This window comes from Brevibacillus schisleri (assembly GCF_055685845.1).
Map to the genome: position 1 here is coordinate 4124671 of NZ_JBVNDM010000001.1, position 22732 is coordinate 4147402.

The 22732-nt window shown below is 47.7% G+C and carries 20 protein-coding genes; 6 read left to right on the forward strand and 14 right to left on the reverse strand.

The window, feature by feature from the left end; all coding sequences use genetic code 11:
- Window positions 1–103: 103 nt before the first annotated feature.
- The 3 genes from ACUUHJ_RS19385 to ACUUHJ_RS19395 form a co-directional block, all read right to left on the reverse strand.
- Window positions 104–1183 (reverse strand): phosphodiester glycosidase family protein, encoded by a 1080-nt coding sequence (locus ACUUHJ_RS19385; protein WP_472299656.1) that lies wholly within the window; start codon window positions 1181–1183, stop codon window positions 104–106.
- Complete coding sequence (locus ACUUHJ_RS19390) at window positions 1164–1670, reverse strand: hypothetical protein (protein ID WP_015891946.1); 507 nt, start codon at window positions 1668–1670, stop codon at window positions 1164–1166. The genes ACUUHJ_RS19385 and ACUUHJ_RS19390 overlap by 20 nt, the downstream gene beginning before the upstream one ends.
- A 139-nt stretch (window positions 1671–1809) precedes the next feature.
- Entirely contained in the window at window positions 1810–2634 is an 825-nt protein-coding gene (locus ACUUHJ_RS19395) for an RDD family protein (RefSeq protein WP_472299657.1), read from the reverse strand.
- A gap of 77 nt (window positions 2635–2711) precedes the next feature.
- Between ACUUHJ_RS19395 and ACUUHJ_RS19400 the strand changes: the two genes are divergently transcribed.
- Complete coding sequence (locus tag ACUUHJ_RS19400; RefSeq protein WP_472299658.1) at window positions 2712–3692, forward strand: stage II sporulation protein M; 981 nt, start codon at window positions 2712–2714, stop codon at window positions 3690–3692.
- Here the strand turns inward: ACUUHJ_RS19400 and ACUUHJ_RS19405 are convergent.
- The 5 genes from ACUUHJ_RS19405 to ACUUHJ_RS19425 are packed head-to-tail and all read right to left on the reverse strand — an operon-like array spanning window position 3659 to window position 8682.
- Complete coding sequence (locus ACUUHJ_RS19405) at window positions 3659–5029, reverse strand: DUF58 domain-containing protein (RefSeq protein ID WP_472299659.1); 1371 nt, start codon at window positions 5027–5029, stop codon at window positions 3659–3661. The two genes, ACUUHJ_RS19400 and ACUUHJ_RS19405, sit on opposite strands and share 34 nt — an antisense overlap.
- Complete coding sequence (locus ACUUHJ_RS19410; protein WP_289673527.1) at window positions 4980–5900, reverse strand: AAA family ATPase; 921 nt, start codon at window positions 5898–5900, stop codon at window positions 4980–4982. Before ACUUHJ_RS19410 ends, ACUUHJ_RS19405 begins: the two co-directional genes overlap by 50 nt.
- 8 nt (window positions 5901–5908) lie before the next feature.
- Window positions 5909–7033, reverse strand: coding sequence for a DUF4350 domain-containing protein (locus ACUUHJ_RS19415; protein ID WP_472299660.1), 1125 nt, complete (start codon window positions 7031–7033; stop codon window positions 5909–5911).
- Complete coding sequence (locus tag ACUUHJ_RS19420; protein ID WP_472299661.1) at window positions 7026–7652, reverse strand: DUF4129 domain-containing protein; 627 nt, start codon at window positions 7650–7652, stop codon at window positions 7026–7028. Before ACUUHJ_RS19420 ends, ACUUHJ_RS19415 begins: the two co-directional genes overlap by 8 nt.
- Window positions 7645–8682: a DUF7847 domain-containing protein gene (locus tag ACUUHJ_RS19425; protein WP_289673530.1), complete on the reverse strand. Its 1038-nt coding sequence runs from the start codon at window positions 8680–8682 to the stop codon at window positions 7645–7647. Before ACUUHJ_RS19425 ends, ACUUHJ_RS19420 begins: the two co-directional genes overlap by 8 nt.
- Window positions 8683–8858: 176 nt before the next feature.
- On the opposite strand from ACUUHJ_RS19425, the gene ACUUHJ_RS19430 reads away from it, so the two are divergent.
- Window positions 8859–9410 (forward strand): hypothetical protein, encoded by a 552-nt coding sequence (locus tag ACUUHJ_RS19430; protein ID WP_472299662.1) that lies wholly within the window; start codon window positions 8859–8861, stop codon window positions 9408–9410.
- 247 nt (window positions 9411–9657) lie between these two features.
- On the opposite strand, the gene ACUUHJ_RS19435 is transcribed toward ACUUHJ_RS19430, so the two are convergent.
- From ACUUHJ_RS19435 to ACUUHJ_RS19450, 4 genes are all read right to left on the reverse strand, one after another.
- On the reverse strand, window positions 9658–10806 hold the full coding sequence (locus ACUUHJ_RS19435; protein ID WP_472299663.1) for a glycosyltransferase family 4 protein: 1149 nt from the start codon (window positions 10804–10806) through the stop codon (window positions 9658–9660).
- 33 nt (window positions 10807–10839) lie between these two features.
- Window positions 10840–12657, reverse strand: a complete 1818-nt coding sequence (locus ACUUHJ_RS19440; protein WP_472299664.1) for a CotS family spore coat protein — start codon at window positions 12655–12657, stop codon at window positions 10840–10842.
- Between the two features lie 181 nt (window positions 12658–12838).
- Window positions 12839–16111: a DEAD/DEAH box helicase gene (locus tag ACUUHJ_RS19445; protein ID WP_472299665.1), complete on the reverse strand. Its 3273-nt coding sequence runs from the start codon at window positions 16109–16111 to the stop codon at window positions 12839–12841.
- Between the two features lie 100 nt (window positions 16112–16211).
- Window positions 16212–16433 (reverse strand): hypothetical protein, encoded by a 222-nt coding sequence (locus ACUUHJ_RS19450; RefSeq protein WP_064200637.1) that lies wholly within the window; start codon window positions 16431–16433, stop codon window positions 16212–16214.
- A 282-nt stretch (window positions 16434–16715) separates the two neighbouring features.
- Between ACUUHJ_RS19450 and pdaA the strand changes: the two genes are divergently transcribed.
- Window positions 16716–17501 (forward strand): delta-lactam-biosynthetic de-N-acetylase, encoded by a 786-nt coding sequence (gene pdaA, locus ACUUHJ_RS19455; protein WP_087347919.1) that lies wholly within the window; start codon window positions 16716–16718, stop codon window positions 17499–17501.
- 69 nt (window positions 17502–17570) lie between these two features.
- On the opposite strand, the gene aspA is transcribed toward pdaA, so the two are convergent.
- A complete protein-coding gene (aspA, locus tag ACUUHJ_RS19460; RefSeq protein WP_015891960.1) occupies window positions 17571–18995 on the reverse strand; it encodes an aspartate ammonia-lyase in 1425 nt (474 codons plus the stop codon).
- Window positions 18996–19153: 158 nt separating this feature from the next.
- On the opposite strand from aspA, the gene ACUUHJ_RS19465 reads away from it, so the two are divergent.
- Complete coding sequence (locus ACUUHJ_RS19465; RefSeq protein ID WP_289673537.1) at window positions 19154–19663, forward strand: Gmad2 immunoglobulin-like domain-containing protein; 510 nt, start codon at window positions 19154–19156, stop codon at window positions 19661–19663.
- Window positions 19664–20024: 361 nt separating this feature from the next.
- The gene (locus tag ACUUHJ_RS19470; RefSeq protein ID WP_472299666.1) at window positions 20025–20771 is read left to right on the forward strand and encodes a YwaF family protein; all 747 of its coding nucleotides are present in this window, start codon (window positions 20025–20027) and stop codon (window positions 20769–20771) included.
- 1 nt (window position 20772) lies between these two features.
- Here the strand turns inward: ACUUHJ_RS19470 and ACUUHJ_RS19475 are convergent, their stop codons facing one another.
- Entirely contained in the window at window positions 20773–21651 is an 879-nt protein-coding gene (locus tag ACUUHJ_RS19475) for a LysR family transcriptional regulator (RefSeq protein WP_472299667.1), read from the reverse strand.
- Window positions 21652–21796: 145 nt separating this feature from the next.
- Here ACUUHJ_RS19475 and ACUUHJ_RS19480 point away from each other — a divergent pair, with 145 nt between their 5' ends.
- Entirely contained in the window at window positions 21797–22693 is an 897-nt protein-coding gene (locus ACUUHJ_RS19480; protein ID WP_472299668.1) for a DMT family transporter, read from the forward strand.
- Window positions 22694–22732 lie beyond the last annotated feature (39 nt).

The following is a 22732-nucleotide window of genomic DNA, read 5'->3' on the forward strand; positions in this document are numbered from 1 at the left end:
CAACCCACATTCACAGTTGCCTAGGCAAACTTTTCTCTACAGAAAAAAACACTCTTCTGCAACAAGACTTGTCGTCTTCGCAGAAGAGTGTTGCGATTTTTGCTTAAGGCATGACGACCAAATTGCTCACCACGCGTCGTTCTTTGCCGCCAGAAGGCTTGTTCAACAGCTTGCCGTTGTAATAAAACGCACTGGAGCCGCCGCCGTCGAGATTATACGCATCCACGACATGCCACTCTTGCAGCTTTCTTTGCGCTTCCTCCAGCGTAACACCATTACTCCAGCCATCTCGTCTACCATCAATGACAATCAGCAGCAAATCGCCGTTGTCGAAATGCCCGATTAGTGTCCGCGGTTGACGCGCATTCGCCCATTCACGCGGGATAGGCAATCGTTTTCCACCCTGCAAAAGACGCGGCAAGAAGCTCGCTCCCTGCAATATCCCTTGTTGCGTAATTTGCGCCTGCGTCTTGATGCTTGTTCCGACCAGATGACCTTTGTTATTGAAACCGACAAAGCTCAGCTTCGCATTATTGGAAAAGGTTCGAATCTTGCCGTCAACAACCGTAATGCCTAACGGAGTCAGATTGCCCTGCTTGTCCGACATAAAGCCGCCTGCATTGATCGCAAGAATGGAGCCTGTACGCTTACCAGCTTGACTTGTTGTTTCTCCCTTACTTTTCACAGAGTTGTTGGCCAGCACCATTTTCAGCGCGTTTGGATCATTGAGGCGAACTTTGGCCATATAGCCGCGGTATCCGCCTTCTTGCAGGGAATACACCTTCACTGTCGAGTTTTTCCCGAAGTGTTGACCAATCGGCTTGCCAAGCATGTTGGACAAAATCGTGTCCAATACATCCGCAGATTTTTGTGTCTGGGATTTGCTCGCTTCCAATGCGCTGCTAATCTTCTTGTGTTGTTGCTCGTATTCTTTCTGTTCCTTTTTCGAGCGATCCCGGATGTCTTCGATGACGATTTCTACGTTTCGAAGCTGCACCTTGGTATCGTTGAGCCGTTCCCCCAGCTCATCTGCTTGGCTCTTCGCTACGGCAGAAGAAAGCTTCAGTCCTTCTGTCTGGAGCTTGTCCACTGGATTGTCCAGCGCAAAAGCGACCAAAAAACCGAGAGCAGGCGCCAACAGAAAGAGAAAGAAACGGTTTATCTTACCAAGCACGGGCAGCATCCTCCAATTTTTTCAGAGATGCTTTCAAATCAACCAGCTGTTTGTTGAGTTGGTCAACCCGATCCTGCAGGGCTTCTTTGGTCTTGTTGGTGCCACCAATGGTTTCCCCCGTCAAAGCCAAATCTTCTTCCAGATTTCCTAGACCCTTCTGGACATTTTGCATTTCTTCCTGCACGAGAGTCAATTGGTCTCCCAATGCCTTCATCTGCTTTTGATTATTTTCCTGAATTTGATCAATTCGTTGGTTTACAAATTGTTGCTGCTTGTCCAACGTATAAACAGCAAAGGCATATCCAGCATAGGCAAGTCCTACCCAGACCAGAACGGCCAAAACGATCGGTAGTAAAGGGCGCTTACCTTCTGTCTGGGAGGGAATCAATGCCTGAAAAAGACTGCCTCTTCTGCGTCTTCCTTTCTGCTTCCCGTTTGCCGGGAGTGGCAGTGTGGGTGACGAAGTCGATGACGCTCCCATGTATTTGTCGTCCATCGGCTCCCTCCTCCTTTCTGTGGCATAGAGTGAGGTTTCATTATAACATAGAAAGTTTTTGAAGCAGCATTTTGCTGAATAATGGGAAAATACGTCGAGAAAAGAAAATACCACCACTATTTTTTGGCGGTACTTCGCTTTATTTTCGGAGTTGAAATTCGTTTTGTAGTTGATTGTGCAGCCTTTGCAAAAACAGGATCGGGTCTTCCTTGTTGGTCTGTTCGTCAACAAGCTCTAATTTTTTGCGCAGGATACTGGCTATTTGATTCCCCAGTTCATATTTTTTCGCTTGAGATAAAGAAGATACTCTGCTAATGAAGGAGGAAAGCAGCTGCCAATCCTCTCGGGTAATCGCCTGTTTTTGGCGCTCATCAAGCACGAGTAGTGCATGATTCAAATCAAAGCCGTTTGGCTGTTTGTCTTTCTTTTTCTGAAAAAGAGTCGATCGCTGTCCTGACTCCACTACGACAATTGTGCCCGCTACCATATCGCCAATCCGCTTATCACGGGGGTGAAAAAAGCAGACGAGCGCCCCGAGAAAATAACCAGTCGGCATTGCGTCAATGATGCGAAACAGATTCCGGATCGTCGAGGAAACAAACGTCGCAGGCTGTCCGTTATCACGGATGACCCGGATTCCCACCAGCCTTTTGCCAACGGTCTGTCCACCCCAGAATGCTTCCTGTAACCAATAGTAGCCAAAATTTATTACGAAAGTCACCAGGAGAACGATGGCCAACGTGTAGTTGCCAGAATCCGGGAAAAAATCATCTTCATTTCCAAATAAAACTATACCAAACAATATAAATACAGTAAGATTAACCAGGAACAAAATTCCTGTATCAATCAGCATCGCAGTGGCGCGACTGCCTAGACCTGCCGTCTGAAATCGCAGCATAACATGCTCGGGTGTCACGACAGACGCTTCTCGATTTGACCCACTGACGTATGTCGATTCATTCATGATATTTTTCTCCCCCCCTCGAAACTATGAGTTTTTTTCGAGTGATTACACACACGCTAATGAAGGAGGCATTATACATGGATATTACCTCGTTTTGGCACAAGCATAAGGCCTCTTGGGCCGAATTGGAACAATTAGTGGAGCGCTTTACCCGACAACCTCGGCACATCAGTGCTACCGATATTGATCGACTGACACAGCTATACAAGAAGACGTCTGCTCATTTGGCCTATGTACGCTCCTACCATCCTGCGGACGAAATCACCCTCTACTTAAACCAACTTGTCTTACGTGCACACAATTTGGCTTACAAGCAGCGAATAGGCAGCTGGCAGCAGCTCAAGCATTTCTTTGGCAGCTACTTGATGGGTCTCGTACATAAGCGAATGAGCTTCATTGGTATGGCAGCGCTTCTTTTCATCATCGGTGGCATTTCTGGTTTTGCCGCCGTGATGGTCGATCCACTCAACCTGTATTATGTATTGCCGCAAGGGATGGCTGAGCAGATCGATCCATCCAGGCTGGGAGAAGGGCACGAATCACTCGACAGTCCGGTCATTTCCACGATGATTATGACCAACAACATCAAAGTCGCGATGCTGGCCTTTGTCAGTGGAATTACGTTTGGAATCGTTCCCATCTACCTTCTCTTATTCAATGGCCTTTTGGTTGGAGCTTTGGCAGCCGTCTACTATCAGGCAGATAGCAGCTACGCGTTTTGGGCCTACATTTTGCCGCACGGCGTGATTGAGCTGACTGCCATCTTTATTGCGGGCGGAGCAGGTCTTCACATGGGATACCGCCTGCTTGTGCCGGGTCGCTACGCACGAAGACATCAATTTTTGGAGGCGGCAAAAGAGTCTGCGCATCTGCTGTTGGCTACCATCCCACTTTTGTTCATCGCGGGAATCATCGAGGGCTATATTACTCCCTCGAGTCTCTCTCTCGAAGCCAAGTACATCGTAGCTGTCGGCACATTGCTTTTGCTGATTGCCTGGTACCTCCTCGGATACAAATCCGGTTCTCACAAAGCTTCTCTTGATTTGATGTCCAAATAAGTATTGATAACCGTCAGCGTCAATTGATCGGCCGGAACGTCCAGTACCTGGATACCCGCGCCGATCATTTTTTGTTGAAACGCCCTGCGATCGAGCTGGAACCGTTGAGCTACCGCCTTCGTAAACGCCAAGCTACTGTTGCTCGTGTCTATATGACTCCATTCATGCAGCAGCGGATCTGCCAAAGACAGCAACAGGAGCAAATGCGAACGGCGCATCCGCCACAAGTAATTGCTCAACTGATCTTCGACGAGGTAGTTTTCCATATCTGAAAAAAGAACGACCAAGCTCCTTCTCTTTTGCTGGCGATTCAAAAATTCAAGCGCCTTCGCCGGATCAGCCTCTACAAAATCACTTGTCAGGTTGTAGGTCGCCTCCAAAAGGGTGTGCAAGTGGCGCAGTCCTCTGCCTGGAGGTATGTACGTCTTGATTTCATGCGAATAGGCTAGTAGCGCTACCTGATCTCCTTGACGCAAGGCCACTGCCGCTAACGTGAGAGCAGACTCAAGCGATCGATCCAGCCTCGTCTGATTATCCAGCTCGACGCCCATCAACCTGCCGCAATCGATCAGAATGGTAATCACCTTGCCATGCTCTGGTCGATATTGGTTCGTCATCAGACGTCGGGAGCGTGCAGAAGCGGACCAGTTAATCATCCGAGGATCATCGTCAGGCACGTAATCGCGGATCGCATGGAATTCCGTACCCGCTTTCTCCCTGCGCATGATTTTTTTCCCGTCGACGATCAAGCTCTCCTGCAATGAAGCCAAATAGCCACGAACGGCTGAAAGGTCGGGGTATACCTTGATCGTTTGTTCACAAGCAAAACGGCTTTGGCGATACCACAAGCCGAGCTTCCCATTCCAGCGCATATACAGCGACCGAAACACGTACTCTCCGCGTTCTTTTCCTCTTGTTTCAAAACGGATTTTGGTTAAGGGTTGCTCCATCACGCCTGTGATTGGTCCGGTTTCTTCAAAAGTCAGCGGAAGATCTTCCACGATGGAGTACGATACGGATTGCCCGCTATTATTGGTAAGCTCAAGCTCGATCGAAAACGATTGTCCGATATCCGTCTGCTCAGGCAAGATTCGCTGGATCGACAAGTCTCGGCGTTTGGGGATAGTAACCCAATCCAAGATGCTGGCGATCAGGAGTAAACCGTTGTACAAAAAGAATGTCGAATAGCCAATCTCCAGCAGAAAACCGACGACCGCGATGGGCGTCCCTAGCAAAACTGCCACGAGTAGTCGCTTGGATGGCAAGACAAAACGGTCTGCCAAAAAATCAGCGAGGAACTGGAATAGCCGCCAGCGTCTCTTCAATGATGTGGTCACTGGTACCCCCCTCCAATTCTACCTGCGGTGACAGAATGAGTCGGTGCCGCAATGCAGGGCGGGCTACCATCTTCACGTCATCAGGCGTCACGAACTTGCGACTGTCCAAAAGGGCCCAGGCCTTGCTCGCCATCAACACGGCGATTCCAGCACGAGAGCTGGCACCCAAGAGCAATCGTTTCGTTTCACGTGTATTGCGAATGAGTGTCGTCATGTACTCCAGAATCGAATCATCCACAACCACTTCTTCTAATTGGCGTCGTTTCTCCAAAATCGCCTCCCATGTAAAGAGCGGCTCTTGATTACGCTCGTGGCTGCGCTTGTTGGGAATATGTTTGGCGAGGATTTGCTTTTCATTTTCATGGGAAGGATACGACATCGTTAGCTTGAACAAAAAGCGATCGAGCTGTGCCTCCGGCAACACATACGTTCCTTCATACTCCACCGGGTTTTGCGTAGCGACGACAAAAAACGGATCAGGCAAAGGATAAGTGACACCATGAATCGTCACTTGTCCCTCCTCCATTGCTTCTAGAAGGGCCGCTTGGGTTTTCGGAGGAGTCCGGTTAATCTCATCCGCCAACAATAAGTTAGCGAAAACAGGACCTTTGATTGTCTCAAACTGGTTTTGCTGCATATTGAACACCACATGACCAATAATGTCCGATGGCATCATGTCAGGCGTAAACTGGACGCGCTTACTCTCGCCCCCCATCAACTCCGATAAGGTCTTTACCATTTTCGTCTTTCCGATACCGGGTACACCTTCTAGTAAAACATGTCCACCGGCAACCAAAGCGGTTAGCAGCAGCCGAATATTTTGTCGTTGACCAACCAGCTCTTTTTCCATTTGTTGCAACAATTGCTCCACGGTAGTTGTCACTCCTTCTCCAGACGCTTCGTAATCTCATCCAACAAAAGACTGTCTGCAAGCAAGCCCTTCGGCGAGTATCGCCCTTCGTTTTTTGCCTGCTCCAGCCGTTCCAGTAGATGAGCGAATTTCTCTATCTCTTGATTTGTCCATCTTGTTTTGGCATATCGCACGATTTCCACACGATCAGCTCGTTGGTGCACTCCCCACCGATCGTACAACAGCTGCCGCATGTATGCTTCTCGATGTCGCAACGCATCCTTTGCCAGCCCTCTTCGCTCATACCAGCTAGACACGGCGAGCAACGTCTCATCACCGCGTCGTACCGTCCATTCCCTAAGCGTATAGACTGGTCCGAAACGTTTTCCCCTCCACCACACATACAGCAAAAGCAGGATACCGAGTTGCATGCAAGCGGCTATGAGCCATCCTGGATAGATCGCCAAAAAACCTGGTTTTTCTTGCAAGCCATGATGGTATTCGTCTACCCAAAGAACGGACCAATCTCCTTGTACATACGGCCAGATCGCTTCAAAGTGAGACAGTCGATCAATTTTTTGATTGGTTAGCCATTCCGGTACTAGAAAAAACGTGACACTGCCATCTCCTACCTCTGTTCTTCCCCCGAGTATCCCCTGGTCGTCATAGAGAAGGGGCTCCATGTCGTCATCTTCTAAAAATCGCAATGGGGTCTCTGCTTTGCCCATGAACCTGCCTAAAACGAGAGGTCCCTGAATGTTTCGCTCCTGATTTTCTTTACCCCGGATGTACTCCGTCTGAAAGGGAAGGTCTTCCCACTCTGGTCTCGATTGAAAGAGAATCAAGTCATTGCCTTCACTGACCCAATCCTGAATGTCTATCTGTTCCTCTGGCATCAGTCTTTCCGGCTCTACTACGAGCATGGCCTGCCCTGTTGCTGTCGGTAAAAAACGCATAGGCTGCCGCCATTCCTTTACCTGCTTGCCTTTTTCCTCCAGTAGCACGAGCACAGCCTTGATTCCGCTCGACTGTGCAGATGAAGCCAGATACGGCGGGAGAGGTTCAGCTGTAGGCTTGACGATCAACCAGCCCACGATGACGAGCAACAAGCTAACCACAACGATTCCGACACGATAGGTGCGCAAACTATCCATGCTGTCCCTCCTCGCGCCAGATGCCTTCCAGTTCGTTCACACGCTGCCAGAACGACCCTTCATCTACAAGCGCCTGCCCGTACCAAACAGCGTCGAATTCTCGTGCGAAGCTGCCAAACACATCGCGTAAGCTTGGCTGATTTGCCTCAATTTCTTCTGCGTATTCCCAATTCGTTTTCCATTTCTCCACACGAACCCATGACTTCATTTGCAAATAAACCAACAACGCCAAAAACAACGAGCGTTCTCCTTCCCGCCATTCTCCTCGCGCTGCTTTTTCTTTCGCATCACGCAAATAGTCTGCATGAGAACGTATTTTTTCACCGTCCATAAACAGCGGTCGATGCTTCTTCTGTTGCCAAATCATTCTGCGGAACAACCAGTAAATGATGCCAACCAGTCCCAGTACTGCCAGAATGAGCACGAGTGTAGATACAGTATTAGCCGCACCCGATGGAATGTGGGTCCACTGAAATAGCTCGGCGATCAACTCGATCACATACTCCACCGCTCTTTGAATCCAGTTCTCTCCACTGCCTTGGGGCAAATTGAATTCCTCTCTGGCTAGAATCTCTTGTAAATGCTCCTTGTCATCTACCCAAGGACTCGTGCTAATCATGTGTAACTCCCGGCTCTTTTGCAAGTGTAGGGTTTGCTGGTTCTACTGGTGCAGATGTAGCAAGCTGACGGCTTACTAGCTCTTGTAAATCTGTCCCTTCTTTTCTCACACGCAGATCAAAGTAAGCCAAAGCGTAAACAATGGCCATCCAAGGGGTCAAGAGGCAGGTAAGGACAACCAGAATCAATTGCGCGAGGATCGATGTACCTAAGACGCCAGTGAGTACTAATTGGATGCCGCTAGAGAACATCGAGTAGATCACACTCAGAACAACAAAAATACCGAATAAGCGCCAAAAGTTTCCTTTTGTCATATTCCAGCTCTGACCAATTCCGACACCATCGCGTTCGAACAGAACGAGCGGCATATAAAAACCCCAACGAATTAAGAAAAAGCCTGGTACGAGCATCATCCCAGCAATTAAAAATAAATAGCCAAATAAAACCAGAATGATCATAAGCACAATGCTGCCTTCCTCTGACGGATTAAACATCGTTTCCAATGTCATTCCACCAGCCAAGGCGATCAGAAAGAAAATCAATCCATATACAATGACAAATGCTGTCGATACTGCAAATGCGATGACTCCATATAGGAAAGTACTACCCGCGAGCGGCCAAAATCGGCGAAGTGCCCCCTTCAACGCATCTTTTAAGCTCAAGATCTCTCCCTCGAGAGCAGCCTTCGTCAGTAAAATCGAACCGGAAATCATTTGCGGATAGGCGATAATCCAAAGGATCGGCGCGACAAGGAAGAAGAATACGAGCAACATAGGCAGGCTTTGTGTCATAAATTCTTCTTGTCCGGCAAATCTTGCGCCTAACGATTCTGCAAAGTCCAGACCTTCTGTATCTTGTGCGAGCAAAGGCACTCTGGTAAAGTCAACCAGAAGCAGTTGCTGCAGGAGTAATAATGGACCGAACCAAATTAAAGCCAACAAAAAGAATGCTCCAAAATGCTGGCGATACACTGAAAAGCTCTTGTCCAACAGCTTCCCCACTCCCATGGGGGCAATCGGCGTACGATTCATGAGAAACCTCCATCTTTCTTTTTGAGATTACCTGATAAGTATACACGATTTTCCTGTTTTTTTAAAAAAATCATCTAATTTTGCTAATGTTTCCCTGCCTGATTTTGTCAAATCAGGTGTTAGTCCAATGCGGTCATCCCCCTGTTGAATATGATATTGCATGCATAGTTAGGAGGGTGTTGCCTTTGAAAGCATTGAGAAAGAAGAAGCTAAAAGCAAAGCAAGCCCGTTGCCGCTGCAAGAAGCGATCTACCAAACGCAAATCCAATAGTCTGCTCAGGAAACTACGCCGTTTTGTGCGTATCCACGTTCGCGCACCTCAAGTGAATGTGACCACCCCCACACCTCAAGTAGAAGCGCCTGTCGTGCAAGTAGAAGCACCTGTTGTGCAGGTAGAAGCGCCTGTTGTACAAGTAGAGGCACCTTATGTACAAGTAGAGGCTCCGAATCCAATCGTCATCCCTGCACCATTAGTGAAGGTAGATGTCGAAAAAGAAGAATCAGCGGATCAAGCATCTATAGAAGGGCTTCGCCAAGAGCTCAGCAAATGCATGAGAAACGATCAACGTGTGGAGGTCTTGCTGACGACAGAATTTGGACCTGAGAGTCGTTCTTACCGAGTTGGCAAGCTTCTTAGAGTGGAAAAAGGAATCATTGAATTACAGACCTCTTCACGATCGATCGTTATTCCTATCACCCATATCGTCGCGATTATTCCAAATGCATAAATCCAATTGAACAAGCTGATATTCTGCGCGGCTTTAGGATGGCCTAAAGATGCGGGAAGTCTGTGCGCAGTAGATTCCCCGCATCTCCCTCCATTTCGTTCAAACACATGCGGGACTAGCCCTTATGTTCAGACAGGCCAGTCCACTCTGGCGGCATTGCATGACTCTTCGTCCTTAAGGTATGAATAAACGCCCACTTCTCCGTTCTCTCTTTAGGGAAGTGGGCTGTAGCATTCACTTTTTGGTTTTACCTACCTCTGTAATTCCATACGTCTAGCACATCTCTTGCGACTCGATCCCATGTAAATCTCTGTTCGGCGAGCTGGCGTCCACTTCTCCCCATTTGACGTTGGAGGTCGCGGCTAGACAATAGTTGTTTCAGTTGTACTGCAAACGCTAGAGGGTCTTCCGGCTGCTCGACCAACAGACCATTGTCTCCGATGATCACCTCAGCATTTCCACCCCGCTTTGTCGTAACAAAGGGCAGTCCGGCAGCCATCGCTTCATAATGAACACGTGCCAGTGGTTCCTCCCATTGCGATGGACAGACAAAAACGTCCCCCGCCCAGAACCAGTGGTGAATCTGATCTGCTGGAACAAATCCCGTTGTAATAACCGGAACAGGCGAACGATTCGCTAAAGAGCGTACATATGCTGCATAGTCACTGATTTTATTTTCTCCGTACCAGGACCCTCCAACCAAGACGAGGGCGATGTTGGAATGATAGGAGCGGAGTTCATTCATCGCACGAACCAGAATGTCGGCCCCTTTTTTCGGTGTCAGTCTTCCTACAAACAAGATCACTTGTTTGTTGCCAAGATTGTGTGTCGCCCGCAGTTCCTGCCGAATCTTTTGCGCCGTCTTGGACCCTTCCACCGGAACGAACGTTTCCAAGTTCACACCTGAATAAATCGTGCGAAGTTTATTTGCGGCTTCTGGATACAACGAGGCAATGACCCGACCGACATAATCACTAATGGTGATGATCCGTTCTGTTTCAGCAACGGCTCTAGCAGCTTCTGCCTGCCCTATTTTTACTGGATCAAACATATCATTGTGCATACTTAGAATGATGCGTGCATTCGGGCATACCTCACGAATGATGGGCACCATCCGTGGTCGGTTAAAAACATGGATGACATCATAGCTGTTCGCACTCAGAAAAGCGGCTACTTCGCGCGCATAGATCTCGAACACCCCTTGACCATCTACCCGGACATAACGCGCATTGCGAACCATTTCATCCTTCGGTAACGTGGGATCCGACGTTCCCAGGATAGTCAGCTCATGATGCCTCCCGAGAATATCTGCAATCCCTGCAATATATGTCTGAATCGCTCCCCCTCGTATAGGAGGGACTGGCAATTTTTCTGTACAGACCATGATAACTTTCATCTGTATTCTCCTTTCCCGTACCGACTTCTCACATTAGTTGCCTTTCGATTTCTTTGATTTTTGACGCTGCTTCTTTATCGGCGTATTTCGGATTGGTTTCGCTGTCTTGGCAACCTTCTTGCTTTTATTGGAAGTGACGGTCCGGGACTGCTGTTTAGATGTCCACACAGTTTCTTTTTTGTTTTTCCCAGCTTGACTTGCGGGTTTTACTTTTGGTGATTTGTCCTTTACTTCGATAGAGACCCGTACTTTGCTTAGAGGCTTGCTTGACTTTTTGCTGCTTTTTGAGACAGCAGAGCCCATCGCCTGCTTCTTGCTTCGACGGACGAGCTTTCGTGCTGTGCTTGGAGCAAATGGTGCTGATGGCGTGAACGGAGCACTTCCCAAAAATGAGATCGGACCTCTGCGGGTTGTGCTGCTATTTTCTACCCTTGCCTCTTCCTGCTGGCTTTCTTGTGGTTTATTTAGCGCTTTCTCGGAAGTCGGACGGGAACTGGCTACCTTGTCACTTACAGGCTTTTTGTCTTTGGACTCCTTGAGTTTGGACAATTTGTCTTTGGATCCCTTGACCTTAGACTCTTTATCCTTAGACACTTTGATCTTCGTAGCCTTTTTGTCTTTCGGTTCCTCGACAAAAGCCTCTGTTGTTGGTGGTGTGGACAACGCAACAGGTAACAATTCCTTGATATCGGATGCCAACCTTTGCGGTTCAACCACTTCTGTTATTTGATCATAGTTGCCCGGTTCGTATTTACTGATGTCTTTCGCGAGCTCTGCCAAAGCCGCATCTTTTGTTTGATCCCCCGTCAGTACTCGTTGCAAAATGCCCTCCGCTTCTGTCGACAAGAAGGTGGCTGGATCATAAAACATCTCTTTAAGATGCTTATAAAATTCGTTTGGCACTGCCATGTCATTCAAGAGTACTTCAAACGATTCGCGATCCAGTGGATTTGCCTTATGGTAGGCTTCAATCATGCCGCGCATCCAGGTAACATCCCAGACGCCCATATCATCCATTGTACTGGTGATGAGCTTGCGCAAATCCCGAAATGGCAAATCGTACGACACGCCATCCAGATCGATGACCCAAAGCCCTCCAGGTCCATTTTGACCATTTGACCAGCCGTAATCTTGGTGCACCAATCCCCAGTGCGCCTCTCCCATTTTGATCATTTTCGGATAGGCAGACGCTTTTAATTTCTCTAAAGCTGCCCATGCTCGCTGTTCATAGTGATCGACGACGGCCAAAATGGATTTACTTGTTGGGGTTTCACTGTAGGCTTTTGCTATTTCCCGCATCCACCCGATTTTTTTGGCAATCTTTTGATAATGATTGGGCCAACGATATAAACGGGAGGAGTTTTTTGCTCCTGCGGGCGGAACATAGCCTTTTGAATGGCGATGGAATTCACCAAGACCGTAGCAAAGCTCTTGCGCGCCTACCAAATCTACTTTTGTCGCCGGCTGCAAGGCAATCCAATCGGTAACAATCCATAGCTTCCCGCCCTTTTCCACATAAAGACTTCCATTTCGGGCAGGAATCAGTGCTGGGACCCTTGCCCCCTGTTTGACAACGTATTCTTGGAAAGCCACACTGTAGAGACTCCGTTCAGGCGTACGGTGCAGTACTTTAAGGCTACGCGGACCTTTATCTGTCTCGATGCGCCAAATAGCCCCGCCTTTATCTGGCTTGGAAGTAATGAGTGTACGACTCTTTACTGACATGTCATACTCTTTGATCACTTGTTCTGCGATCGCATCCACTTCTGGTGGCACTGTCAAATCCCAGTTAGCCGGTGTTTCCACATTCCCTTCTCGGGTATCCCATGGCTTAATCACATATTGTTCCATTCCATTCCCCCCACACTACTGTGGTGATGCCTTCGTCCTTCTCCATAAGCTATTCGCTATATCCTTATCTCGAACCGGACAAATATCATTGGGAATCTGCCAATTCGTTATTCGCACAGGGATAAAGTCTCGCAAAAAAACAGATTGACCCCTCGCATGGTAGCGGCAGTCAAGCTGTTTGTTAAATCATCAGCAATTCGCGTATTTCTTGCTCGGTTAAAGAAGAGATTGCCTCTTGTCCCGGTGTAATAATTTCTTCGATCAAGTTTTTCTTTTTTTGTTGCAGCTCGTACATCTTCTCTTCGACCGTCCCCTCTGCAACAAGCCTAATCACTTGGACGACATTCTTTTGTCCGATGCGATGGGCACGATCAGCTGCCTGTTGTTCGACGGCGGGATTCCACCACAGATCATACAAGATTACGGTGTCCGCACCCGTCACATTCAATCCTGTTCCCCCTGCTTTCAACGACATGAGGAACAAATCACGCTCTCCCTCGTTAAACCGGTTGCATAAATCTAACCTCTCTGCTACTGGTGTCTGTCCATCCAAATAGAAAAACGGGACACCGTGATAGCCCAGCTCACGTCCGATCATCCCCAACATCTCTGTGAATTGAGAAAAGAGTAATACGCGCTTTCCAGCGTTTTTGCATTCACCGAGGATCTCGAATAGCTGTTCGAGCTTGGCTGACCCTCCGTCATACTCTTTGACGAACAGTGCCGGGTGACAACATATCTGGCGCAGTCTGGTCAAGCCTGCGAGAATTTTGATCCGATTTTTTTGAAAGCCTTTATTGTACAGATGCTTCACTGTTTCCTGTTGGAGCTGCGCCAAATAGGCGACATACAGCTTTTTCTGCTCGGGCAACAGCTTTGCGCTTTGCAGTGTTTCAATTTTTGCTGGCAATTCCTTTAAAACTTCCGACTTGAGCCTGCGCAATAAAAATGGACGCGTTCGCTTCGCAATCGTTTCTCTCGGCAAGTCGAGGAATTCCTTTCGTGCCGGAAAAAGCTCTGGGAAAACAGCATCGTAGATAGACCACAGCTCCTCTATCCTGTTTTCCACAGGTGTTCCCGTAAGCGCAAAGCGATGCTTGGCTTTTATCCGTTTGACTGTCTGAGCGGTTTGGGTGACATAGTTTTTGAAGGTCTGTGCCTCATCCAAGATCAAGGTGTGGAAAGAATGCTCCTCGAACTGTTCATGGTCACGACGCAAGAGCGGATACGAAGTAATAAGCACATCGATTTCTGACTGCTCGTTTACGATTTGAGTCCGCTCTTCCTTCGTGCCATCCACAATAACGCTACGGATCATTGGCGCAAACTTTTTGATTTCGTTGTGCCAATTGTATAAAAGTGAGGCAGGAGCCACAATAATCGCTGGTAGCTTTTGTTCTCGGATTTCGGGCAGAACAGAGAGGAGGAAGGTAATGCTTTGCAATGTTTTCCCCAGACCCATATCATCTGCGAGAATTCCCCCAAAGCCGTAGTGTGCCAGTGTTTTCATCCACTGATAGCCATACTTCTGGTAATCGCGAAGTGTCCCCTGCAAAGATTCGGGTACAGGAAAGTCCAGATTATCAGGGTTTCGCATATTCTCCAAAAACTGACGCAACGATTTTCCTAGCTGAACAGACTGTCCTTGCATGGGTATATCCATCAAACGCAGTCCGTAAATAGCAGGCAGTTGAAAGCCACTTCCCATTTGATCAGCGTATTGCATGCCCATCTCGTCCAAGAAACGATTGATTTGCTCAAATTCTTTTGTTTCAAGCGGCAGAAGCGCTCCATTCGACAGTCGATGATATCTGCGCTTTTCTTCTACCGATTGGATGATGCCTCGAATCTCAGACTCGGGTATGCCATCCATATCAAAGCGAAAATCCAACCAATTTGTTCGCTCATTCACATCCACTTTGACTTTAGGGGGGACGTGGAGAGGCTGAATCCTGATTTTTACGGAGGTCGTCGCGTATACCTTTAACAGCTTTTCCAGCTTAGGAACGACGTGATAAAGGAAGTCATACTCAGCCTCCTCATCATCTAGAAAATACCCCTCTTCCGTGCGGGTAAAGGCACTTTCCTCCATCAGCTCTAAAATCTGCCGCTCCTTCTCCCCGTCACGCATCAAAATCAACTCACTGCCACGTTGCCCTCCCCCTTCATGGCCTTCGAGCGGATTGATGACGATATCACCGTATTGAAACTCCAGTCCCGCCAGTAGTCTGTCTCTTACTCGATCCAGATACAGCTTGGCTTTTAACTGGAATTGCACGACCCGTTCGGAGACAGCTTTTGCAATATGCACGTTCCCCAGTTTCATCAAGGCCGGGACAATCTGCACCATGAATGGTTCGATTTTTTCAGCGGGAATGTGAATCCGCTCACTGCTATGTGATTCCAACAAGTGCTTGAGCTCCGCCAAACTGTGGCATTGTTCCTTGGGCAGTCTGTGCCATTTTCCATCTACGAGCAGCAGGCCGTAAGCTTCCAAGACAGTAATGTGCTTGAAGCCCTGCACTTCCAGCTGATATTGATCTGTTTTTGTCTGATCAAATTCGAAGTGGAGTGGCGGTCGATCATCTAGACATACGAACGTCGGGTATATTTGCTCATGATCCTGAATGTGAACAGACGGGGCACTGAGTAGCAAGGCAAATAATCGCTCCCAGGTAAATGGCGGTACGAGAAGAATTCGGTCCCCGCCCACATGCTTCTGTTCCTGATAACGGTCGCTTGCTGTCTCCCGATATAGTTTCTCCGCTCGGTAAATTTGCAGGAGTTCGCGAAGGATAGCTTCGTGCTCTGGCAAAAAACGATGCAAATTCGGATCATAGGTAAATTGGCTGGAGAATTGATACACCTGCTGCTTATCCACCCGTTCTAAAAACGCGCGAATGTCCTTTACGATGTACAATCTCTTTGGCCCTAGCTTCAGCTCTATTCCGATCATGCTTTTGCGAAAGCCATACCGAACGATTTTACATATGATTTCCAAGGCAAGCGTTGTTCGTGAATCCAGCAATACACGATGATGGCTTGTCCGAAGCGGGCGATCCACAAACAAGCCGAACAATCCCTCTGTTAGCTGGGAATCAGGCTGATCTGTCATGCCTGCTTGTTTCGTTGTAACGGAAGTGGAAAAGCTGCCAGGATGCTCGTCTACTAGTAGATCGCGCATGGTTAACAAGGAGGCTGCGATATGTTGGCAGTACTGATCGTACGACGCCAAAGTCGGGCAACTGCACACTGCTGCCATACCAGACTCGTCCAGTTCAATAGTGACCTGATAATTATTTTTTCCGGCGTTCACTGTCGTTCTGATCCACGCAGGTCCCGGTTGAAAATGCTCCACAAGCACGTTCCCAGAACGGTAAAAAGTCTTTCCTCTCTCATAAGAAAGGCGACCACACCATTCTTTTATCATTTGATGGCTCACTTGAAAGCTCATTTTCTGTTCCATCCTCATTTTGAAATATGTTTAATATTACAGAATGCAACTGAAAAAAGATACGCATGAAAGCGTATCTTTTTCCCCTTATAAAAATCAATTAGGCGTCATCGGAATCTTCGTCGTCAGAATCTTCTTCATCGGAATCGTCTGCATCAGAATCTTCTCCGGCATTGTCTTCTTCATCTTCTTCATCGTCATCGTCGTCATTATTGCCGAAGTATAATTTTTTCGTAGTGCCATCTTCGTATTCAATTTTTACTTCCATTTCTTCTGCACCTTCACCAAGTGCCTCACGTAATTGCTCTAACCATTCGTTCATGTTAACTACACCTCCTGGTTATAGATGATCTCTTGGCGGCATTTGCCAACAGCTTTACTGTCGACATTGATACTATATGAACAGTTCCTTTTTCATGTATGGACAGCTGTCCCCGTCCTCACAGTAGACTTTTACACAACTTGCCCTTGCAAGGATCACATGCACTTACCAAGCTGCTGTTGCATACGTACCGGTTACATATTTGGAAGTAGACTGGACAAACTTTTGATGGAATCCACTTCAATACATCACGACTTTCACAACAGAAGGGAGAGCTCATTGTTGGGCAGACGATGGATCAAAAGCTTGTTGGTCGGGGTTAGCTTGTTGCTTACAAGTGCCTTGCCAGTTGACTCGATTATGGCCTCACCAGATCACCCATATCATTTTGGATTTAAAAAGAGCAAGAATGGTCAGTTACCCTCTATCAACGAGGAAGGCTTTAAAAGTATTGTGGATCGTCACGGTGCGGTTTTTTTAGGGGATACCACGAAAAAAGAGCTTTACTTGACGTTTGATAACGGTTACGAGAATGGCTTTACACCAAAGATTTTAGATACCCTTCTCGCCAAAAAGGTCCCTGCCATTTTCTTTGTGACAGGGCACTTTGTGAAGGAACAGCCCGAGTTGTTAAAGCGAATGGCAAAAGAAGGGCATCTGATCGGTAATCATTCCTGGAGCCACCCCGATATGACAACCGTACCGAATCAGAAAATCAAAGACGAACTGACGAAAGTAAGTGATGCCGTCCAGCAAGTGATCGGGCAAGCGAACATGCGGTACTTGCGACCTCCCAGAGGAATTTTCAGCGATCGCACACTTGCTGTAACCAAAGATTTGGGCTACACCAATGTTTTCTGGTCTGTCGCCTATAGAGATTGGGATACCAAAGTCCAGCGTGGGGCAAAATACGCTTATGATAATGTGATGGCCCAATTACATCCCGGTGCTGTTATTCTGCTCCATTCTGTCTCCAAAGACAATGCAGAGGCTCTCGGGACGATAATCGATGAAGCACGCAAGCAAGGCTATGAATTCAAGAGCTTGGATCAGCTTCCGAAAAAGTAGCGAAAGCCTCCCTGTTGCAAGCAAAAACTCCCGCTGCTTCGCATGTGCAAAGCGCGGGAGTTTTTGGGTTTAGTCGCGATCCAGCAAGGATGCTCCAGCAATACCTGGATGCGTCATTTCAAATGGATCGAGAATCAGATCCAGTTCTTCTTCTGTCAGTACATTGTGTTGCAAGCACAGCTCACGTACAGACTTTCCTGTCAAAATAGCTTCGCGGGCAATGCGTGCAGCAGTCTCATAACCGAGATGAGGATTTACCGCTGTGATGACGCCTACGCTTTTTTCCACGTATTCTTTCATGCGCTCGCGGTTTGCCTCGATTCCTTCCAAGCAGTGACGCGTAAAGACATCGAATGCATTGTCCATAATGCTGATCGATTGCAGCAAGTTGAAGACAAGCACAGGCTCCATCACGTTCAGTTCTAGCTGACCTGCCTCGGATGCCAAACAAATCGTATGGTCATTTCCGATGACCTGAAACGCTACTTGGTTGATGAGTTCTGCCATGACCGGATTGACTTTTCCTGGCATGATCGAGGAGCCTGGCTGACGTGCTGGCAAGGAGATTTCCCCCAGTCCAGCTCGAGGTCCGGATGCCATCAAACGCAAGTCATTCGCGATTTTAGACATATTCATCATGCAAACTTTCAGTGCTGCTGATACTTCTGTATACGCATCCGTGTTTTGTGTAGCATCCACGAGATGCTCTGCGCCTGTCAGCGGGAAGCCTGTGATATCGGCAAGATGCTTGACTACTGTTGTAATGTAACGAGGGTCAGCATTCAAACCCGTTCCTACCGCAGTCGCTCCCATATTTACTTCGTATAAATGCTGACGAGATTGCTTAATACGCTTGATGTCGCGTTCAAGCACCCGACGGTATGCTTCGAATTCTTGGCCTAAGCGAATCGGAACCGCATCCTGCAAATGCGTTCTGCCCATTTTAATGACATCATCGAATTCTTTTGCTTTTTGGCCAAATGCATCATGCATCTTATCCATCGTCACGAGCAGCTTTTCCAACAGGGTGAGTGTTGCAATATGAATCGCTGTTGGGAACGCATCGTTGGTAGACTGAGACATGTTGACATGTGTATTTGGGCTTAAGTGGAAATAATCTCCTTTTTTCTCACCAAGCATCTCAAGACCACGGTTCGCGATCACTTCGTTGGCATTCATATTAATCGAAGTACCTGCTCCGCCCTGGATCGGATCGACGATAAATTGATCATGCCATTTTCCTTGCATGATTTCTTCCGCCGCAGCAACAATCGCATTTCCTAACCGCGGATTCAATCTGGAAACTTCCATGTTTGCCATCGCAGCTGCTTTTTTTACCATTGCCATTGCATTGATGAGGGAAAAATGAAGACGATACCCGGTGATTGGGAAGTTTTCCGTTGCTCGCATCGTTTGCACGCCATAATAAGCATCTACTGGAATTTGCTTCTCGCCAAGAAAGTCTTTTTCCACTCGAAACGTCTGTTGTTCCATTGTTATCAGACCAGCCTTCTAGGAATAATGGTTGCTACTTCCCCTCCATTCTACCACAGTTTCATACAGGAAGACTCATCCACCTGAAACCTATTATTTGTTTTTACGTCTTACTATTTGTAGGTACCATTTCATACCAGACAGAATCGAGGGATACCATGAAAAAAATGCTTTTGCTGCTGTTGACGATCGGCTTGCTGCAAGGATGCACGAGTGGCACAGATAGCCCTTCCACTCCAACAGAACACCAGAAGCCACCCGCTTCAGCCAAGCCCGAGACACCTGCTTCTGAGCCACCCGGATCCAATCAACCACCTACAACACCTGAGAAGCCACCAACGGAGCAACCAGGTCAACAGGAGACTGTCTATGCCAATGATATTTTCCGCAATGTCACTGTGAAGAAAACCGCCCAAGACACGTTTGAAATCAAAGGACAGGCGAGCGTGTTCGAAGCTGTACTCAATTATGTCGTAGAAGATGGACACAACGAGCTGACGCAAGGTTCCGTGCAGGCTTCGACCGCTGCTCCTGACTGGGGAGATTTTACCCATACACTGAAAGTGAAAAAAGCGGAACCGAACAGCACACTGACACTCATCTTGTTTGAAACAAGCATGAAAGACGGCAGCCGAAGAATGGAACTGATCATTCCTCTCCCGGAATAAGACATGCAAAAAATCAGACCCTCTCTATGAAAAGAGAGGGCCTGATTGAAAGGGTCTATTATTAGATAGCAGTAGACAGTCAGTTGCCGTATGCCTTGCTGTTACTTTTACTCGCCTTGTTCTTCCTTGAAGCATTCCATGCAGAGTGCACCATTGTTATCGATTTCATACTCGGTCAAGCGAGCTTGACAAGACTTGCATGTTTTTTCCGTGAGCACTAAGTTCAAGACTATATCTCCTCTCAATGATGTAAACTAGTCTATTTATATTATAACCAAAGATTTATATCAGAAAAACTTCTATCTGTTAAAATTTCGTGAATTTTCAAATATAAAAAATAATAAACAAAGAGGAGCCCCTCATGACCTCACCCTATTTTTCACTTTTCCTGACAGGAGAGCCGTTTCGACTGTTTTCCTCTTCTCATGTTATTACCTTGATTCTTGTGCTCTGTCTGGTCATGCTCACCTATTTCTTTCGGCAAAAGCTCCAAGCCCCGACAAATCGACTCACTACCCGTTACGTACTTGCGGGTGTCTTGCTTTTATCAGAGGTTTGTTATCAGCTTTGGCATGTTTATACCGAGAGCTGGACGGCTGCTTACACATTACCCTTGCAGCTATGTAGCGTGACTCTCCTGCTTTCTGCCGTGATGCTGATGATGAGAAGCTACCGACTGTATGAGATTACGTTTTTTGCCGGGATTGGCGGCGCTATGCAGGCATTGCTTACCCCCGAGTTGTTTTATCCATTTCCGCATTTTCGCTTTGTGCATTTTTTTGTAGCCCACGCGGGAATCGTCCTTGCTTGCTTGTACATGACATGGGTAGAAGGCTACCGTCCGACTGTCCGTTCGATCTGGAAAACGATGTGCTTTTTAAACCTGCTTTTGCTCGTCGCACTTTTCGTCAACCAATGGACCGGTGGAAATTACTTATTTGTCTCGCGCAAACCGGACAATCCCAGCCTGATTGACTTTTTGGGCCCGTATCCGTGGTACATCGTTTCGTTGGAAGGAGTAGCCCTCGTGTTGTTTTTCTTGTTGTACCTGCCCTTTGTCCGAAAGCAGCCACTGGCGAAGGAGGTCGGGAGCGATTTGTCTGTCTGAATTACGCTTGTTGCTCGTTCACCCAATCGGTTACACACTGCAAGAAGCGTTTGGCAGCCGGTGACTGCTTGGCAAAAGAGGTTGCTGCCACCCCCAGCGAACGGTAATGCTCCCCTTCCAGCGGAATCATCCGAATATTGGCGGGCAAGCGAAACAAAATCATTTCCGGGAGAATGCTGATCCCAAGCCCATTTTGCACCATGGCAATAATCGCGTGATCATCCCCTACTTCATATTTGATTCGCGGCTCAATCTGGTACTGCGCCAACAAACGCTGTATATCATTGTCACAGCCCGTCTTCGGCATGATAAATGTCTCTTCGGCCAGTCGGCTCACATGCACCCGTTCCTCTTTGTAGAGCGGGTGTTCCTCTGTCACCAGCAAAAACATCTGATCCCTTTTTAAAGGAATCCATTCCAAATCCTCTGTTGTTGGTATGGAGACGAAGCCAAAATCAATCTCTCCGGTTTGAATCCAGCTCTCAATTCCATCGTAATACCCTTCCATCAGCTTAATCTCGATCGCCGGATACTGGTCTTGGAAACGCTTGAGGATTCCCGGAAGCCATTGTGTGGACACACTCGTGAAGGTTCCAATTCTCACCGTCCCGACCTCCAACCCATTGATCGCAAACACCTCTTGTTTCATCCGCTCATGACAGCGCAAGGTCTCACGCACGTACGGAAGCAGTCGCTCCCCATTACTCGTGAGACTGATACCTGACCGTCCTCTGGTCAAAAGCGAAAACCCAAATTCCCGTTCCAGACTCGCAATCGCATGGCTGATCGCTGATTGTGTTAGACCTAGTATTTCTCCAGCTTTGGTTAAGCTCCCTGACTCAATAACGGTGGTCACTACCTCAAACTTGTTTAAACTCACCCTTCTTCGTCCCCTTTACATGAATCCGATTCATGAAAATCATCACAAACATTCATTTTTCTTATTCAAACGATACTCGTATACTGTTTATGGCGCAACACTGATTAGGACCCGCTTTTTCCCGGGCAAGGAGGCTTATTTCATCATGAAACCGCAAGTAAAAGCCGATTTGGCTATGATTTTGGTCACCCTGTTTTGGGGAACCTCGTATGTATTTATGCAAATGGGATTAAAGGATTTGGAGACTTTCAATCTGATCGGTATCCGCTTTGGCATTGCTTTTCTATTGGCAGCCGCCTTGTTTCATAAACGATTACGTGGCACGAATCGAAAAACAATGCTTCATGCATTCATCCTCGGCGCGCTCCTTTTCGGGGTTTTTGCCACCATCACGAACGGAGTGAAATCAACGACAGCTTCCCAAGCAGGTTTTCTCGTTAGCTTGACTGTTATCTTTGTTCCGCTCTTATCTATTCTCTTGAGAAACCGTCCGGAAAAAAGAGTCTTTGTCGGCGCTGGACTGGCCATGATCGGTATCGGCCTGCTTACACTAAACGCTGAATTTCGCATCAACCAAGGAGACCTATTGTGCATCGCTGGCGCACTCTTTTACGCTACACATATTACCGTAACAGGCCGATGGGCCAATCAATCGGATACGATCCAATTGGGAATTTACCAGCTTGGCTTTACGGCGCTGCTGGGCATTGTTTTTTCATTTGCACTGGAGACCCCGACACTACCGCAGACTACAGAGGCTTGGATCGCCGTGCTCGCCCTTAGCGTACTGTGCAGCGCAATTGGCTTTGTCGTTCAAACGGTGGCCCAAAAATATACGACCGCTACCCACACGGGTGTTATTTTTTCCTTGGAGCCAGTCTTCGCTGCCTTGTTTGCCTTCCTGGTCACAGGCGAAACACTGTCTGTTCGCGGGTACATAGGCGCAGGTCTCGTTTTGATCAGTGTGCTGATTGCAGAAATCGATGTGAAGAGCTTGCTGCGCCCAAAGCAGCTGACAAAAAACCCGACTCACTTATCCTGAGTCGGGTTTTGCGTATGGGTTATGCAAGAGAGCAATCTG